Source organism: Terrabacter lapilli (assembly GCF_039531305.1).
Classification (GTDB): domain Bacteria; phylum Actinomycetota; class Actinomycetes; order Actinomycetales; family Dermatophilaceae; genus Terrabacter; species Terrabacter lapilli.
The window spans coordinates 310,712-326,025 of sequence record NZ_BAAAPU010000011.1 but is presented as its reverse complement, the minus strand read 5'-3'; the positions used below and the strand labels follow the sequence as shown (position 1 = coordinate 326,025).

Sequence of the window (15,314 nt, the reverse complement as noted above, 5' to 3'; positions counted from 1 at the left end):
GCGCGGGCGTGCGTCGCCAGGGAACGCTAGGGACTCACGTGGGGTGAGGGTCAACCGGTTTGTCACGGCCGGCCTCCCTCGTGGGGGTGCGGACGGCATACGACCCCGAAGAGGACCGTGTCGACGATCTCCTCGGGGGTGAGGGTGCGACCGTCGGCGATGCCGGGGTGGCTGCCCGAGAAGGTCAGCAGGCGGATGCGGTGCACGACGTCGGGACCCGGCACGACGAGGTGGTCCTCGTCGCGGACGAGCAGCTCGTTGATGGCGTCGAGCAGCGGCTGGTGGGCCGCGCCGTCCTCCTCCTCGTCGGCGTGCCCGCGCAGGTGCCGCCCGGCCGCGTAGCAGGCCTGGTGCGGACCGCGCCGGGGCGGCTCGGTGAGACCCAGGGCCCCCATGAGGCCGAACACCTCGGTGAAGCGCTGCTGCATGATGCGGGTGAAGTCGACGAGCCGGTCGCGCAGCGAGCCGTCCGGGTCGATGGCGGCGATGCGCCGGCGCACGGGAGCCGGGCAGAAGGCGGCCTGGACGGCCTCCTTCTCGAGGATCTCCTTGGTCGGGAAGACGCGGAAGATCGTGCCCTCCGCGACCCCGGCCTCCTGCGCGATCTCGCTCGTGGTCGGCTTGCGACCCTCGCGGTGGGCGAGCCGGACGAAGACGTCGATGAGCGCGTCCCGCCGGTCATCGGGGTCCATGGGGGCTGCGCGCCGCTGGACGGCTCGGGCCGCCTTGGGTGCGTCGAGGTGGGTGGGCACCCGACCATCATGAATGAGTGAGCACTCACTCACAAGCACTTTTCGGTGGGAGGTGCCTCGACGCGAGCGCCGGGGTCTAGACGAGCAGGCCGTCGGCCACGAGGTCGCGCAGCTGCGGGAGCACCTCCGCGCGCACGTCGGCCGGGTCGAGCTCCAGGACGGTGGCGATCGCCTCGAGGGCGGCGCGCGCCGTGAGCTCGCCGTCGGCGACCCCGAGGTATGCCGCCAGCAGGGTCCCGGCGCGTACGACGCGTCCCAGCCCGCCGCCCTGGCGCACGAGGATGACGCTCGGGTCCTCCGCGCCGGGCCGGCCATGGCGTTCCTCGGTGACGTCGGCGGCGCACGACCACGCGACGTCGAGCACCTCGTCGTCCGGGTGCTCGGCGAGCCAGGTGCGCGCCCGTAGCCCCGCGTCGACGGCAGGGCCCATCGGCGCTGCCACGGGGCCGTACGCCTCGTCGAGCGAGCGCCACGGCGGTCGGTCGGTCGCGGGACGCTGGAGGGTCACGACGCCGAAACCGACCCGCTCGACGTCGCGCGCGGCGAAGTCGCGCAGCCACGCCGCGTACATCCTCGAGTGGGCCTCGCTGCCCGGCTGGGCGCCGCCGTCACGGGCCCACAGCTCGGCGTACTCGGCGGGGTCCTGGGACTCGCGCTGTACGACCCACGCGTCGAGGGCCACGCCCTCACGGGCCTGCTCGTCGAGCCACTCGCCCCACACCTCGCGCCACGTGCGGCCGGCCGGGACCTCCCAGTTGCCGAGTAACTGCGCGATGCCGCCGGGCTCGAGCACCGCGCCGACCTGGCGCACGAGCGACCGGACGAGGGTGTCGCCGGCGCGGCCGCCGTCGCGGTACTCGTAGAGCGTGAGGTCCTCGTCGCGGGGCGTGATGACGAAGGGCGGGTTGCTCACGACGAGCGAGAACTGTTGTCCCGCAACGGGATCGAGCAGGTCCCCGGCGAGCAGGTCGAGCGGCGGCACGGCGTCGGGCCGGTCGGCCTCACGTCGCTCGGTGGCGGCGAGCGCGAGGTTGAAGGCGGCATACGCCAGCGCCCGCTGGGAGATGTCGGTGCCGACGATGAAGCCGGCGTGACCGGTCAGGTGCAGCGCCTGCACGCCGCAGCCGGTGCCGAGGTCGAGCGCGCGCTCGACGGGTCGGCGGACGGTCCAGGACGCGAGCGTGGTCGACGCGCCGCCGATGCCCAGGACGTGGTCGGCGCGCAGCGGGCCGCCGACGGCGAGCTCGGAGAGGTCGGAGGCGACCCACCAGTCGTGGGCGTCGTCGCCGTAGGGACGCAGGTCGCACGTGGCCACGGCCTGCCGGTCGCCGGCCGGCTGGGCTGCGCCGAAGCCGGCACGACCGCCCTCGAGGCGGACGAGCCCCAGGGCGACGGCGCCCTCGACCCCGAGCGTCGGCAGGACACCGGCGAGCGCGGCGGCCGCCACGGGACGGCCGAGGGTGAAGAGCCGGATCAGGACGCCGCAGGCGTCACCATGGCCGCCGGACAGGGTGGGCGGGGTGGGCGGCTCGGTCGCGAGGAGCGCGGGGAGCGGCTGCTCGCGGTGCAGGGCCGCCGAGGCCACCGGCCCCAGCCGTGCGGCGACGCCGTCGACGGTGAAGGCGGCCGCCGTGAGGTCCGCGCGCAGCAGCGCGAGGAGCCGCTCGTCGACGACGGGGGTGTCGCTCAGGACCCCTCGCCCGTGCCGTTCGAGCCGGCCGCGGCGTGGCCGGAGGCGAGCGCGGAGTCGAGGTCCGGGTGGATCTCGAAGACCTTGTCGAGGCCCGTGATGGCGAAGACCTTGAGGACGCGGTCGTCCTTGCCGACGAGCCGCATGGACCCGCCGCGGGTGCGGGTCAGCTTGAGCCGGCCCACGAGGACGCCGAGACCGGTGGAGTCGAGGAAGGTGACGTCGGTGAGGTCGACGACGAGGTTGGTGCGCCCGGCCTGGATCTGCTCGTCCAGCTTCTCGCGCACCACCGGCGCGGTGTAGACGTCGATCTCGCCGCCGAGGTGCACCACGGTCTGGTCGCCATGGTCGGCTCGGGTGATCGAGAGATCCACCGGTGCTCCCTTCCTGTGCCCACACTTGACTGATGGTTACGGGTGCGAGGTGGGTGCGGGCCTGTCCGGCAGCCGCCTCGCGAACTGCATGGACAACGATTCCACCTGCAATGCTGACCGCGGAGTAATATGCCCCCGCTCGACGGTTACCGTACCCCGAGGACATACGGTTGCTCCACATGAACGGGGAGCCAGCGCCCACGCGAACCGTGCCGGAGGACCTGCTCCGCACGCTCGTCGGCGACCGTCCCGGACGCCTCGTGCACGTCCACGAGGTGCCCGCGCGCCCGGCGGTGCACGCCGACTGGCCCGGGTGGGTCGACCCCACGCTGCTCGGCGCGCTGCTGGCATCCGGAGTCGAGGCGCCCTGGTCGCACCAGGTGGAGGTCGCGGAGGCCGCGCACGCCGGTCGGCACGTCGTCGTCAGCACCGGCACGGCCTCGGGCAAGAGCCTCGGCTACCACCTGCCGATCCTCACCGACCTGACCGCCGGCGCGAGCGCCCCGAACGGGCGCGGGGCCACCGCACTCTACCTCTCCCCCACCAAGGCGCTGGCCGCCGACCAGCTGAGCCGCATCGACCGCCTGGCCCTGCCGGCGGTGCGCCCGGCGACCTACGACGGCGACACCCCGGCCGACGAGCGCCGCTGGATCCGCGACCACGCCAACCTCGTCCTGACCAACCCCGACCTGCTGCACCACTCGCTCCTGCCGGGCCACGAGCGGTGGAGCTCCTTCCTGCGGGCGCTGCGCTACGTCGTCGTCGACGAGTGCCACGTCTACAAGGGCGTCTTCGGCGCGCACATGGCCGCGGTGCTGCGCCGGCTGCGGCGGGTCGCCGCCCGCTACCGCTCCGAGCCGACCTTCGTCTTCGCGTCCGCGACCGTGGCCGACCCGGAGGAGCACGCCTCGCGGCTCCTCGGTATGCCGGTGGCCCCGGTGACGCGGGACGGCTCGCCCCGCGCGCCGATGACCTTCGCCCTCTGGGAGCCGCCGCTGCTCGTCGACCAGAACGGTCAGCCGCAGCGGGTCAGCACGATCACCGAGACCGGCGAGCTGCTCGCCGGGTGCGTGCGCGAGCAGGTGCAGACGGTGGCGTTCGCGCGCTCGCGCGCCGGTGTCGAGGTGGTCGCGCGCATCGCCAAGGAGCGCGTGCCCGTCACCGACGAGGCACGGGTGGCCGCCTACCGGGGCGGCTACCTGCCCGAGGAACGGCGTGAGCTCGAGCAGTCCCTGCGCTCCAAGGAGCTGCTCGGCCTCGCGGCGACGAACGCGCTCGAGCTCGGGGTCGACGTCAGCGGGCTGGACGCCGTGCTGCTTGCCGGGTGGCCGGGCACGCTGTCGTCACTGTGGCAGCAGGCGGGTCGGGCCGGACGGTCGGGCGACCGGTCGCTGGCCGTGCTCGTCGCCGCCGACGACCCGCTCGACACCTTCGTCGTGCACCACCCCGAGGCGATCTTCGGCCGCGGCATCGAGGCGACGGTCGTCGACCCGGACAACCCGCACGTCCTGGCCCCGCACCTCGCCGCGGCCGCCGCCGAGCTGCCGGTCACCGAGGCGGACGTCGCGATCTTCGGAGCTCAGACGCGGGGCCTGCTCGACGCGCTCGTGGCCCGCGGCATCCTCAAGAAGCGGCCACGCGGATGGTTCTGGGGGCGCGAGGACCGGCCCGCCGACCACCTGTCGCTACGCGGCGCCGGCGAGCCGGTGCGCATCATCGAGACCCGCACCGGGCGGGTCGTCGGCACCGTCGACGACGCCGCTGCGCACTCGCAGGTCCACACCGGTGCAGTGCACCTGCACCAGGGCCAGTCGTGGGTGGTCACCGAGCTCGACCTGGACGACCACGCAGCCTTCGCCGTGCGCGGCGACCCCGGGTGGACCACGCAGGCGCAGTCGGTCAGCGACTTCCAGATCGTCCACGAGGTCGAGCACGAGGACTGGGGGCCGCTGCGCTGCTCCTTCGGCCACGTGACCGTGCGCAACCAGGTCACCTCGTTCCTGCGCCGGCTGCCCGGCGGCGAGGTGCTCGGCGAGCACCCGCTCGACCTGCCACCGCGGTCGCTCGCCACCAAGGCCGTCTGGTGGACGATGCCCGTCGAGGAGCTCGCGGCCGCCGGGGTGGCGGAGGACGGCATACCCGGGGCGGCCCATGCGGCCGAGCACGCGGCGATCGGGATGCTCCCGCTCTTCGCGACCGCCGACCGGTGGGACATCGGCGGGGTGTCCACGGCCCTGCACCCGGACACCGGCCTGCCGACGATCCTCATCTACGACGGACACCCCGGCGGGGCGGGGTTCGCCGAGCGCGGCTACCGCCGGATCCGCGCCTGGCTGGGCGCCACCCGCAATGCCATCGCCTCGTGCGAGTGCGCCACCGGCTGCCCCTCGTGCATCCAGTCACCGAAGTGCGGCAACGGCAACGAGCCGCTCGACAAGCAGGGCGCCGTCCGGCTGCTCGACCTCACGCTGCGGTCGGCCGGTCAGAGCCGCTGAGCCGCTGAGCCGCTGAGCCGTCGGTGGAGGCGGCCTGTCGGGCCTGGGTCGAGGCCAGAGTCTGAGACGGATCGGGCGGCGGCTGGACAGACTCTGGTCCATTTCCTCAAACTCCCACATGGAAAGTAGGAAACCCTCCTATCCTTCCGGTAGGAAAGCAGCCGCTCTCCAGGGCCCGTCGCTCCCTGCGCGCCCATCCCGTACCTCACGTGACAGGAGCACCTCCATGCGACGTTCACCTCTTCTCCTCGCCGCGGTCGCGGTGGCCGGAACGCTGAGCCTGACCGCCTGCGCCGGCGGGGCCAGCGACGTCGTGGACCAGCCCGGCTCCACCGCCGCCGGCGCCGCGACGAGCACCATCAACCTCTACGCCTACTCCGTGCCGAAGGTCGCCTTCGACCTTCTCATCCCCGCCTTCCAGAAGACGTCGGCCGGCAAGGGCGTCCAGTTCCAGCAGAGCTACGGCGCCTCGGGCGACCAGAGCCGCAAGGTCGCCGCCGGCGCCGAGGCGGACTTCGTCAACTTCTCCGTCGAGCCCGACGTGACTCGCCTCGTCGACGCCGGCCTCGTCGACTCGAAGTGGAACGACAACGCCCACAAGGGGATTCCGTTCGGATCGGTCGTCACGATCGTCGTCCGCAAGGGCAACCCCAAGGGCATCAAGGACTGGGACGACCTGCTCAAGCCCGGCGTCGAGGTCGTCACCCCCAACCCGTTCTCGTCGGGTTCGGCCAAGTGGAACCTGCTGGCGCCCTACGCCGCCAAGAGCGACGGGGGCAAGAACAAGGCCGCCGGCCTCGCGTACATCAACTCGCTCGTGAGCCAGCACGTCAAGATCCAGCCGAAGTCGGGTCGGGAGGCTACCGAGGCGTTCCTGCAGGGCACCGGTGACGCGCTGCTCGGCTACGAGAACGAGGCGCTCTTCATCGAGAAGAACGGCGACCCCGTCCAGCACGTCACGCCGCCCTCCACCTTCAAGATCGAGAACCCGGCAGCCGCGCTCAAGGGAAGCAAGAACGCCGCGAAGGCGACGGCGTTCAACGACTTCCTCTACACGCCCGAGGCCCAGAAGCTGCTCGCCGAGGCAGGGTTCCGGCCCGTGGACCCCACCGTTGCCGCCTCCTTCGCGTCGAAGTTCCCGGCGCCCCAGAAGCTCTGGACGATCGACGACCTCGGCGGCTGGAAGAGCGTCGACGGCACGCTCTTCAAGAAGGACGTGGGTGACATCGCGGTCATCTACGACCGGGCCACCAAGTGATGTCCGGGCTGTAGCCGACAAGCAGTCGCAGACGGATCCCGACGGACCTCGATACGGAGAAGGCCATGACCGCACACACCAGCGAACGCAGGAGTGGCGCCACCCAGCTGCCCCGGCCGGACGAGTCCCTCCCGTCGCTTGCCCCGTCCTCTCCGGACGAGCCGACCCGTTCGCAGAGCCACACGATCCCCCCACCCGGGGCCGGGCCGGGCGTCCCACCGGCGTCCCGTCCACCCAGGCGCTTCGGCCTGGCCCGGCCACTCGGAGTCGGGGTCGTCACCCTGTGGCTCAGCGTCATCGTCCTGCTGCCGCTCGCGGCGCTGACGGTGGCGGCCTTCGACGAGGGCCTCTCCGGGTTCTGGGACGCGATCACGTCGCCGGCCGCGCTCGCGGCCCTGGCGGTCACCGTCGTCGTCTCGGCGGTCGTGGCCCTCGTCAACGCCGTCCTCGGCACCCTCGTGGCCTGGGTGCTCGTGCGCGACGAGTTCCGCGGCAAGCGGATCGTCAACGCGATCATCGACCTGCCCTTCGCCCTCCCGACGATCGTGGCCAGCATCGTGCTGCTGGCGCTCTACGGACCCAACAGCCCGATCGGGGTGCAGCTCAACGCCACCCGGTGGGGACTGGTCGTCGCCCTGCTCTTCGTGACCCTGCCGTTCGTCGTCCGGTCGGTGCAGCCGGTGCTCATCGAGACCGACCGCGAGGTCGAGGAGGCCGCCGCCTCCCTGGGGGCCAACGGGTGGACCACCTTCCGCCGGATCGTGCTGCCCTCGCTGGCTCCGGCGATCATCAGCGGCACCGGCCTGGCGTTCGCCCGAGCCATCGGGGAGTACGGCTCCGTCGTGCTCATCGGCGGAAACATCCCGCGCGAGACGCAGGTGGCGTCGCAGTACATCCAGCAGCAGATCGAGGTCGACCGTCCGCAGGCGGCGGCTGCCGTCTCGGTGGCCCTGCTCGCCATCGCCTTCCTCACCCTGCTCGTGCTGCGGACCGTGTCCAGCCGCACCCAGCGACGCGAGGAGCGTGACGCATGAAGGTCTCTCGGAGCACCCGACTCTCGCTGCGCGTCATCGCCCTCGGCTACCTCGTCGCCCTGGTCGGGGTGCCGATCGCGGTCATCCTGTGGCGCACCTTCGAACCCGGCATCCCGGCGTTCCTCGCCTCCGTGTCGACGCCGGCGGCGCAGTCGGCGCTCGACCTGTCGCTGCTCATCGTGGCCATCACCGTCCCGATCAACGTCGTCTTCGGGGTGGCCACGGCGCTGGCGCTCGTGCGCGGCCGGTTCCGGGGCCGCGGGATCCTCCAGGCGGTCGTCGACCTGCCGTTCGCCGTGTCCCCGATCGTCGTCGGCGTGGCGCTGATCATGCTCTGGGGCTCGGCCGGCTGGTTCGGCGCGCTCGACCGGGCCGGCTTCAAGGTCATCTTCGGCCTGCCCGGCATGGTCATCGCGACGATCTTCGTCACGCTGCCCTTCGTCGTCCGCGAGGTCGAGCCGGTGCTCCACGAGATCGGGCTCGACCAGGAGCAGGCCGCCTCGACGCTCGGGGCCACCCGGTGGCAGACCTTCTGGCGGATCACGCTGCCGGCGATCCGGTGGGGGCTGACCTACGGCATCGTGCTCACCGTCGCCCGGGCGCTCGGCGAGTTCGGCGCGGTCATCATGGTCTCCTCCGGCTTCGCAGGGGTCTCCCAGACCCTGACGCTGCTCGTGCACTCGCGCTACATCGACGACCACAACACCTACGGCGCGTATGCCGCCGCGACCCTCCTCATGGGCATAGCGCTCGTCGTGCTGCTGCTCATGACCGTGCTCGACCGCAAGAGGAGCGACCGATGATCACCGTCACCAACGCCCGGAAGAGCTACGGCTCGTTCGCCGCCCTCGACGACGTCAGCCTCGAGATCCCCAAGGGCTCGCTGACGGCCCTGCTCGGCCCCAGCGGGTCGGGCAAGTCGACCCTGCTGCGCTCCATCGCCGGCCTCGAGGGCCTCGACTCCGGCAGCGTGACCATCCAGGGCCGGGACGTGACGACCGAGCCACCGCAACGACGCGGCATCGGCTTCGTCTTCCAGCACTACGCGGCGTTCAAGCACATGACGGTGCGCGACAACGTGGCCTTCGGCCTCTCGATCCGCAAGCGGCCCAAGGCGGAGATCGACAGGAAGGTGGGCGACCTGCTCGAGATCGTCGGCCTCGAGGGCTTCCGCAACCGCTACCCGGCCCAGCTCTCGGGTGGGCAGCGCCAGCGCATGGCCTTGGCGCGCGCCCTGGCCGTCGACCCCCAGGTGCTCCTGCTCGACGAGCCGTTCGGCGCGCTCGACGCGAAGGTGCGCACCGACCTGCGGCAGTGGCTGCGGCGCCTGCACGACGAGGTCCACGTCACCACTGTCCTCGTCACGCACGACCAGGAGGAGGCGCTCGACGTCGCGGACCGCATCGCGGTGCTCAACGGCGGACGCATCGAACAGGTCGGCGACCCGGTGACGCTCTACGAGCGGCCGGCCAACGACTTCGTCATGGGCTTCCTCGGGTCGGTGGCGCGGCTCGGAGACCAGCTCGTGCGCCCGCACGACATCGTGCTGGAGCGTGACCGGGCGGCAGCTCTCGCCCTGGACGCCGACGTGCCGAACTCTCCGGGAGTCGTTGCCGCCGTGGTCGAACGCGTCGTGCCGCTCGGCTTCGAGGTGCGCGTCGACCTGCGGACCCCGGAGGGCGAGCGCTTCGCCGCCCAGGTCTCGCGGCGGGATGCCGCCGCGCTGCAGCTGAGGGCCGGCGAGACCGTTCAGGCGCGGGCTGTCGGCCGCTCCAGCGTCATCGACGCGGAGCCCGTCGCCATCTGACAGCGGGGCAGCCTGCACGCGAACGGTCGAGCGGCCACCGGTCGTCGACAACCCGGCGCGGAGGCTCCGGCGCGCGGCGGTCGGGGGCAAGGCGCCAGCCCGGCCCGGAAGGGCCTGCGCAGGCGGTCGCAACCGGTGGGGCAGACTGCAGGGGTGGACATCTCGGCTCGGGTCGATTACGCAGTGCGCGGCATGCTCATCCTCGCCGAGGCGGACGCCGACGAGTCGGGGCCGCTCAGCATCGACGCCCTCGCGTCCCAGCAGGAGCTTCCCCGCAAGTTCCTCGAGGCCATCTTCGCGGACCTGCGCCGTGCCGACCTGGTCGTGAGCCGACGCGGGTCGCGGGGCGGCTACGTGCTGGGCCGGGCCAGCCGGGAGATCAGCATCGGGGACATCTTCCGGGCGGTCGACGGCCCCCTCGCCGAGGTCCGCGGCCTTCGCCCCCACCAGACGGAGTACCAAGGGGTCGCGACGCACCTGCCGAGCCTGTGGGTGGCGGTCCGTGCGAGTCTGCGTGAGGTGCTCGACGACACGTCGCTCGAAGACCTCCGCACCGGTCGGCTCCCCAAGCGGGTGCGCCAGCTGCTGGCTGCTCCGGACGCCTGGCGCAACCGCTGACCCGACGGTCGCACCGTCGCCCGACCCGGTCCGCTCAGCGCCATCAGGGCTGTGGGCCGGCGCGACCTCGTGCGGTCGCCGGCTGCGGCCACAGGGCAGTGGCGACGCGGACCCGCAGGTCGAGGGTCTCCCCCTGCACCGAGCACGCCTGTGTCGCAGCGCCGTTGGCGAGAGCCACCCGGCTGGCGACGGAACAGGCCTGCTCTCCAGGAAGGCCGTCCTGGAGCGCGGATGCACCGGCGAGCGAGCCGAGGTCGGCCGCGACGCGCGCCCGTTGGCTGGCGACCAGGCACGACGCGATGACCAGCCCTCCGACGGAGAGGGCGAGGACCACGGCGACCAGGGTCAGCACGAGCACCGTCGCCGCTCCCCGATCGAACGGTGCACCAGCGCGCCTCACGACGAGGCCTCGACCGGGGTCACCGCGGAGGCGCTGAGCTCCCAGCCCGGCAGCAGCCCCGACCCGCCGCTGTGCACCGAGACGGTGACCCGCACGGTCCCTTGGGTCTCGGCGACCTGGACGCGGGCCCCGTCGGGGGCTGCCTCGGCGGCGACGGACCGGACCCTCGCCGCGTCGTCGCCGCGTGCCGCGGACCGGCTCGCGACGCGGGCTGCGTCGACGCAACGGACCTGGTCGACACCGGCCCGGAGGGCGACGAGACAGAGTGCGAGGACGAGGACGACCGAGGGGATGGCGACGGCGAGCTCCGCCGTCACCATCCCGCCGTCCCGGCTGCCGCGGGAACGGCGCCGATTTGGGTTCACCCCGCGATCCCCAGCGCGCTCTGGACGATGCCGGCGAGCGCGCTGCGGACCGCATCGGACTTGACGACACCGAGCAGGACGAGCGCGAACGTGCAGGCGGCCATGATCCCGACGGCATACTCCGCCGTCGTCATGCCGGCGTCCCGGTTGCGGCCCAGGCGGCTGCGGCCCAGGCGGCGAATCAGCTTCTTGGTCATGACTTCTCCTTCTGTTGGCCCGGGCGAGGTGCTCGGGACGTCTTGGCGCCGGGCTCGACGACGGGCGGGAGCCGGGCGGGTGAGTGGGTGTCGGTGGCGAGCGATGGCCGCTGTGAGGGCGGATGGGCCCCGCTGCGAGCGAGGATCGGGGCCGGCTTCCGGCGCGGGCTGCACGTGCCTCTCCTCGCTGGGGAGGCCGGACCACAGCGGGCCGTCACGGTCAAGGTCTGCGCAGGGTCGGCTGTCACGGCCTCAGCAGGCCGCCGGCCAGGGCGATCACGAGGGGCGCGACGGTGGTGAGGCAGAAGGCGGGGAGCAGCACGAGCCCGAGTGGCGCGACGAGACGCACCCCCACCTGGGCGGCCGACACCTCGAGCCGCTCCAGCTCGGCGCTGCGCAGGTCGTCGGCGGCGGCGAGCAACATCGAGCCGGGCGGCACGCCTGCCTGGTGCGCGATGGCGACCGCCCTGGCGGCGGGGGCCCACACCGGTCCGACGGACCCCCAGGCCTCGCTCTCGGTGGCACCCCACCGCAGGGCACTGGCGACCTGCTGCAGGTCCGCGGCCACCGGCCCGCCGAGCCCGTCGGCCACCGCGTCGAGGACGTCCCAGGTCGGCAGCCCGGACCGGTAGGCCAGCGCGAGCAGGGCAAGCGCGGAGGAGACTTCTGGGGCAGAGGCCTCGAGCCCGCCGGCTCCGGCGACGCGGCGGCGCCGGAACACTCTCGAGCGCTGCGGGTCTCGTGACGCTCTGCTGGCACGGGCGTCGGCTCCGGGACCGTCCGGAGGCGTGCATCCGGTTTCCTGGGGCGCGCCGAGCAGCACGAGGACGGCGAGGGCCGCCAGGGCGGCGCCGAGCATCGCGAGCGCGTCGCCGTGGCGCACCATGGCCGCGACGTCCACGCTGCTCACGAGGGCACCGCGCTGCGCCAGCAGGCCGGCGAGGTCCGTGCTGCTCATGGGCCCACCGCCCGGCGGACCATGCGGGAGCACCACACCCGCCCGGTCCACACCAGGAGGAGACCCGCGGCAGCGCTGGCCGTGGCGATCGGAGACCCGAGGTAGAGGCGGGCCGGGTCGACCCCGCACGCCAGACCGAAGAGCGGTCCGGTGAGCGGCAGCAGGGTCAGCACCGTGACCGTGGCCCGCGGACCGGCGACGGCGACCGCCACCTTGCCGCGCCTGGTCCGGGCATCGAGCAGCCCTCGCACGGCTCGCTCGACGGCGGAGGCGAGCGGAGCCCCGGTGGTCTCGGAGAGCCGCCAGGCTGCGGCGACGAGCGTGAGCTCGGCCGAGCCGCTGTGCCGAGCCCACTCGGTCCACACCTGTGACGCCGGCTCGGCGTGCTCGCTCGCCTGGAGCAGGGCCCCGACGAGGCGGTCGATCTCCGCAACCGGGGCACCGTGGGCCGCTTCCCCTGACGACCCGGTACCGGGCCGGTCCGTCGTGCGGGCGTCGTCGACCCCCGGCCCGTCAGGGAACGCCGAACCTCCGCGCCGGGAGCCGCGTGACCCACGCCGGCCCCGCGGCAGGCGCACCGCGGCGCGGGCGCGCACAACCCGCTCGGTGCCCAGCGTCGAGGTGGCCGCGAGCTCGATCGCCCGGACCGGCGTGAGCCCTGCTTCGAGCGCCGGGCCGATTCCGCGGAGGAGCTCGAGCACGTCCTCGACGAGCACCCCGGGGCGGCGCCTGAGCCGCCACCGCCGGTAGAGCTCGACGGGGTCCTCCCGCCAGAGGCTGCGGCTGTTGCGGAGAGAGCCATCTGCGGGCTGGGTGGCAGCCGTCGCCCTCGTACTCGACAGAGCGTCGGCGAGGGCCGCCCGCCCCGAGCCCGGCCGCGGCCACACCAGCACCGCGGCACCGAGAAGCAGCGCTCCGACGACGGCCGGTCCCTGCGCGCTCATGACGCCTCCGCGACGCGCGGACGGCCGACGAGGCCCGTGGTCCCGGGTCCTGGTGCGACGGGGCCTGTGACGATGGGACCTGTGGCGACGGGGCCGGCGGCGGGGCCGGTGGCGGCGACGGGGCCGGTGGCAACGAGCTGCGGATCGAGGAGGTCGACCGGGATCCCGAGCCTCGCCGCCAAGGCCGGCCAGCCCGGCCCGACCCGCGGGGTGTGGCCCGGGCCGTCCCAGTCCAGGGCAGAGACGACCTGCGGTGCTCCGTCTCGCCGGAAGAGGGCCGCGACGGAGGCGATCCGACGCCGGCCACGACGGCGGGTCACGTGCACGACGAGGTCGATCGCGGCGGCGAGCTGGGCGCGGACGGCCTCGGGAGCCATCCCGGCGAGCGCGCCCAGCGCCTCGAAGCGCGCCAGCACGTCCCCGGGCGCGTTGGCGTGCACCGTGCCGCACCCGCCCTCGTGCCCGGTGTTGAGGGCGGCCAGGAGCTCGCGGACCTCGGCACCGCGAACCTCCCCCACCACGATCCGGTCAGGGCGCATGCGCAGCGCCTGTCGCACGAGCGTCGTCAGCGTGACCTCGCCGACGCCCTCGACGTTGGCCGGACGGGCCTCGAGGCGGACGAGGTGGGGATGGTCGACGCTGAGCTCGCGCACGTCCTCGACGACGAGCAGGCGGTCGAGCGGCTCGACGGCGCCGAGCAGCGCGGCGAGCAGCGTCGTCTTGCCCGCACCCGTGCCGCCGGAGACGACGAACGCGAGCCGCTGGGTGACGACCGCCCGCAGCACCGGCTCCCACTCCGGCGGGAACATGCCTCCTTCGCACAGCTCGGTGAGCGAGACCGGGCGGCTGGGTGGGACGCGGATGGTGATGTGCGGACCGCCGGCGACCAGGGGCGGGAGCATCGCGTGCAGCCGCGCACCGGACGGCAGCTGCCCGTCGACCCACGGGCTGGCCTCGTCCAGGCGCCGCCCCGCGATGCCCGCGAGCCGGACCGCCAGCGCACGGGCCTCCTCGACCTCCAGTCGCTCGCCGACACACTCCATACCGCGGCCGCGGTCGATCCAGATGCTCCCGTCGCCGTTGACGGCCACGTCGGTGACGCCTCGCTCGGCGAGCCAGGCGTCGAGCGGTCCGGCGCCGAGGACGCGGGCCGCGAGCGCAGAGCGAGTCTCGGCCACCCGGTGGGCACCCAGCGCACCTCGCTCCTGGGTCGCGACTTCTGCGACGGCGTCTCCGTCGGGGCCCACGCCCTCGCGCACGCGCTGCCACATCGCCGGTGTCAAGCTCATCGGAGGCGCCTGCCGTCAGGGACCAGGTCGCCGGTCATGCGGCGATCGCCTGGTCGGTCAGGCGCAGGAGAAGCTCGTCGGCGGCTCGCACGACGTCGCCCCGCCCTCGAGCGCCGGGCGGCAGCCCCTCGGACACCTCGCCGACCAGTCGGCGGTCCTCGCCGACGGTCGCGACGAGCGGCACGTCGAGCTGGTTGACGACGAGGTCCTCGAGATCGGGCTCCGCCCGGCCACCTCGCATCACGACCCACGGCTCGATCGGCAGCAGCGGCTCGGCATCCCAGGCCCGATCGCCGTCACGCGCCCGGCCCAGCAGGCTCCGGATCCCCGACACCACCGCCGAGGCCGACGCCAGCTGCGGCGTCTGCGAGCCCATCACCACGACCACCGCATCGACGAGCAGGGAGACGGCGGTCAGGACCGAGGGGTCTCGCGGCAGGTCGAGCACGGTGACGGCATGGGCGTCGGCCAGTCCGGCGACCACGTCGGGAACGGTCTCGAGCCACTTCTCCACCGGCAGGGCCTCCGGGCCTGTGCCCCACCCGGACCCGCTCGCGCCGGAGAGCACCGGTACGCCGCACGAGACGGGCAGCTCGTCGGCGAGGCCCAGCCCGTCGACGACTCCGGCCACCTCGGCGAGCTCGGGCCAGCGCCACCCGGCGTGCTGCTCGAGGCCGAACACGACGTCGAGGCACCCGGACCAGGGGTCGAGGTCGACAGCGACGACGGACCGGGCGGCCGCCGCGGCACGCACGGAGACGGCTGCGGCGAGGGTGGAGGAGCCCACTCCCCCGGAGGCGGGCACGAAGGCGATGACGGTTCCCATGCGCCAACGGTCACGCAGCCGGCCACGCCGGCCCAGCGGCATACGTACGGCGGTGGACAGGGGGTCGTCCGACGCAGGGGGTGTGGACAACGGCCCACCCCGAGAGGGGGTCACGCAAACCCGGCCGCAAAGTGGTGGTGGCCCCCGTCCGGGGGAAGACGGAGGCCACCTCACGAGACTGGCGCCGGGGGGGAGGAGCCAGATCGCGCGATGCTCGACCCCGAAGGGGAGCACCTCTTCAAGAGTGGCCGTTGCGTCGCTCGAATGCAAACCGACTTGTCCATACCAGACGTGCTATTTACCGATT

The 15,314-nt window shown here is 73.4% G+C and carries 16 protein-coding genes; 6 read left to right on the top strand and 10 right to left on the bottom strand.

Annotation, left to right across the window (positions count from 1 at the left end; genetic code table 11):
• Positions 1-62: 62 nt before the first annotated feature.
• The 3 genes from ABD241_RS19070 to ABD241_RS19060 form a co-directional block, all read right to left on the bottom strand.
• On the bottom strand, positions 63-752 hold the full coding sequence (locus tag ABD241_RS19070) for a TetR/AcrR family transcriptional regulator (protein ID WP_344066529.1): 690 nt from the start codon (positions 750-752) through the stop codon (positions 63-65).
• A gap of 76 nt (positions 753-828) precedes the next feature.
• On the bottom strand, positions 829-2,442 hold the full coding sequence (locus ABD241_RS19065; RefSeq protein WP_344066995.1) for a DUF7059 domain-containing protein: 1,614 nt from the start codon (positions 2,440-2,442) through the stop codon (positions 829-831).
• Positions 2,439-2,816 carry an anti-sigma factor antagonist gene (locus ABD241_RS19060; protein ID WP_344066992.1) on the bottom strand — a complete coding sequence of 126 codons (378 nt, stop codon included), beginning with the start codon at positions 2,814-2,816 and terminating at the stop codon, positions 2,439-2,441. The genes ABD241_RS19065 and ABD241_RS19060 overlap by 4 nt, the downstream gene beginning before the upstream one ends.
• Before the next feature lie 179 nt (positions 2,817-2,995).
• Between ABD241_RS19060 and ABD241_RS19055 the strand changes: the two genes are divergently transcribed.
• The 6 genes from ABD241_RS19055 (at position 2,996) to ABD241_RS19030 (ending at position 10,028) form a co-directional block, all read left to right on the top strand.
• Entirely contained in the window at positions 2,996-5,311 is a 2,316-nt protein-coding gene (locus ABD241_RS19055; protein ID WP_344066526.1) for a DEAD/DEAH box helicase, read from the top strand.
• 226 nt (positions 5,312-5,537) lie between these two features.
• Complete coding sequence (locus ABD241_RS19050; RefSeq protein ID WP_344066523.1) at positions 5,538-6,569, top strand: sulfate ABC transporter substrate-binding protein; 1,032 nt, start codon at positions 5,538-5,540, stop codon at positions 6,567-6,569.
• 65 nt (positions 6,570-6,634) lie between these two features.
• Positions 6,635-7,603 (top strand): sulfate ABC transporter permease subunit CysT, encoded by a 969-nt coding sequence (gene cysT, locus ABD241_RS19045; RefSeq protein ID WP_344066520.1) that lies wholly within the window; start codon positions 6,635-6,637, stop codon positions 7,601-7,603.
• Positions 7,600-8,406 carry a sulfate ABC transporter permease subunit CysW gene (gene cysW / locus ABD241_RS19040; RefSeq protein WP_344066515.1) on the top strand — a complete coding sequence of 269 codons (807 nt, stop codon included), beginning with the start codon at positions 7,600-7,602 and terminating at the stop codon, positions 8,404-8,406. The genes cysT and cysW overlap by 4 nt, the downstream gene beginning before the upstream one ends.
• The gene (locus tag ABD241_RS19035; protein ID WP_344066512.1) at positions 8,403-9,410 is read left to right on the top strand and encodes a sulfate/molybdate ABC transporter ATP-binding protein; all 1,008 of its coding nucleotides are present in this window, start codon (positions 8,403-8,405) and stop codon (positions 9,408-9,410) included. Before cysW ends, ABD241_RS19035 begins: the two co-directional genes overlap by 4 nt.
• A 153-nt stretch (positions 9,411-9,563) precedes the next feature.
• Entirely contained in the window at positions 9,564-10,028 is a 465-nt protein-coding gene (locus ABD241_RS19030) for an Rrf2 family transcriptional regulator (protein WP_142182320.1), read from the top strand.
• A gap of 43 nt (positions 10,029-10,071) precedes the next feature.
• On the opposite strand, the gene ABD241_RS19025 is transcribed toward ABD241_RS19030, so the two are convergent.
• The 7 genes from ABD241_RS19025 to ABD241_RS18995 all read right to left on the bottom strand — a co-directional run bounded on the left by ABD241_RS19025 (position 10,072) and on the right by ABD241_RS18995 (position 15,097).
• Positions 10,072-10,428 carry an Rv3654c family TadE-like protein gene (locus ABD241_RS19025; RefSeq protein ID WP_344066508.1) on the bottom strand — a complete coding sequence of 119 codons (357 nt, stop codon included), beginning with the start codon at positions 10,426-10,428 and terminating at the stop codon, positions 10,072-10,074.
• A complete protein-coding gene (locus tag ABD241_RS19020; protein WP_344066505.1) occupies positions 10,425-10,748 on the bottom strand; it encodes a TadE family type IV pilus minor pilin in 324 nt (107 codons plus the stop codon). The genes ABD241_RS19025 and ABD241_RS19020 overlap by 4 nt, the downstream gene beginning before the upstream one ends.
• 41 nt (positions 10,749-10,789) lie before the next feature.
• On the bottom strand, positions 10,790-10,990 hold the full coding sequence (locus tag ABD241_RS19015) for a DUF4244 domain-containing protein (RefSeq protein WP_344066502.1): 201 nt from the start codon (positions 10,988-10,990) through the stop codon (positions 10,790-10,792).
• A 244-nt stretch (positions 10,991-11,234) separates the two neighbouring features.
• On the bottom strand, positions 11,235-11,948 hold the full coding sequence (locus ABD241_RS19010) for a type II secretion system F family protein (protein ID WP_344066499.1): 714 nt from the start codon (positions 11,946-11,948) through the stop codon (positions 11,235-11,237).
• On the bottom strand, positions 11,945-12,892 hold the full coding sequence (locus ABD241_RS19005; RefSeq protein ID WP_344066497.1) for a type II secretion system F family protein: 948 nt from the start codon (positions 12,890-12,892) through the stop codon (positions 11,945-11,947). The genes ABD241_RS19010 and ABD241_RS19005 overlap by 4 nt, the downstream gene beginning before the upstream one ends.
• The gene (locus tag ABD241_RS19000; RefSeq protein WP_344066494.1) at positions 12,889-14,181 is read right to left on the bottom strand and encodes a TadA family conjugal transfer-associated ATPase; all 1,293 of its coding nucleotides are present in this window, start codon (positions 14,179-14,181) and stop codon (positions 12,889-12,891) included. Before ABD241_RS19000 ends, ABD241_RS19005 begins: the two co-directional genes overlap by 4 nt.
• Positions 14,182-14,215: 34 nt before the next feature.
• Positions 14,216-15,097 carry a CpaE-like family protein gene (locus ABD241_RS18995; protein ID WP_344066491.1) on the bottom strand — a complete coding sequence of 294 codons (882 nt, stop codon included), beginning with the start codon at positions 15,095-15,097 and terminating at the stop codon, positions 14,216-14,218.
• Positions 15,098-15,314: the final 217 nt, after the last annotated feature.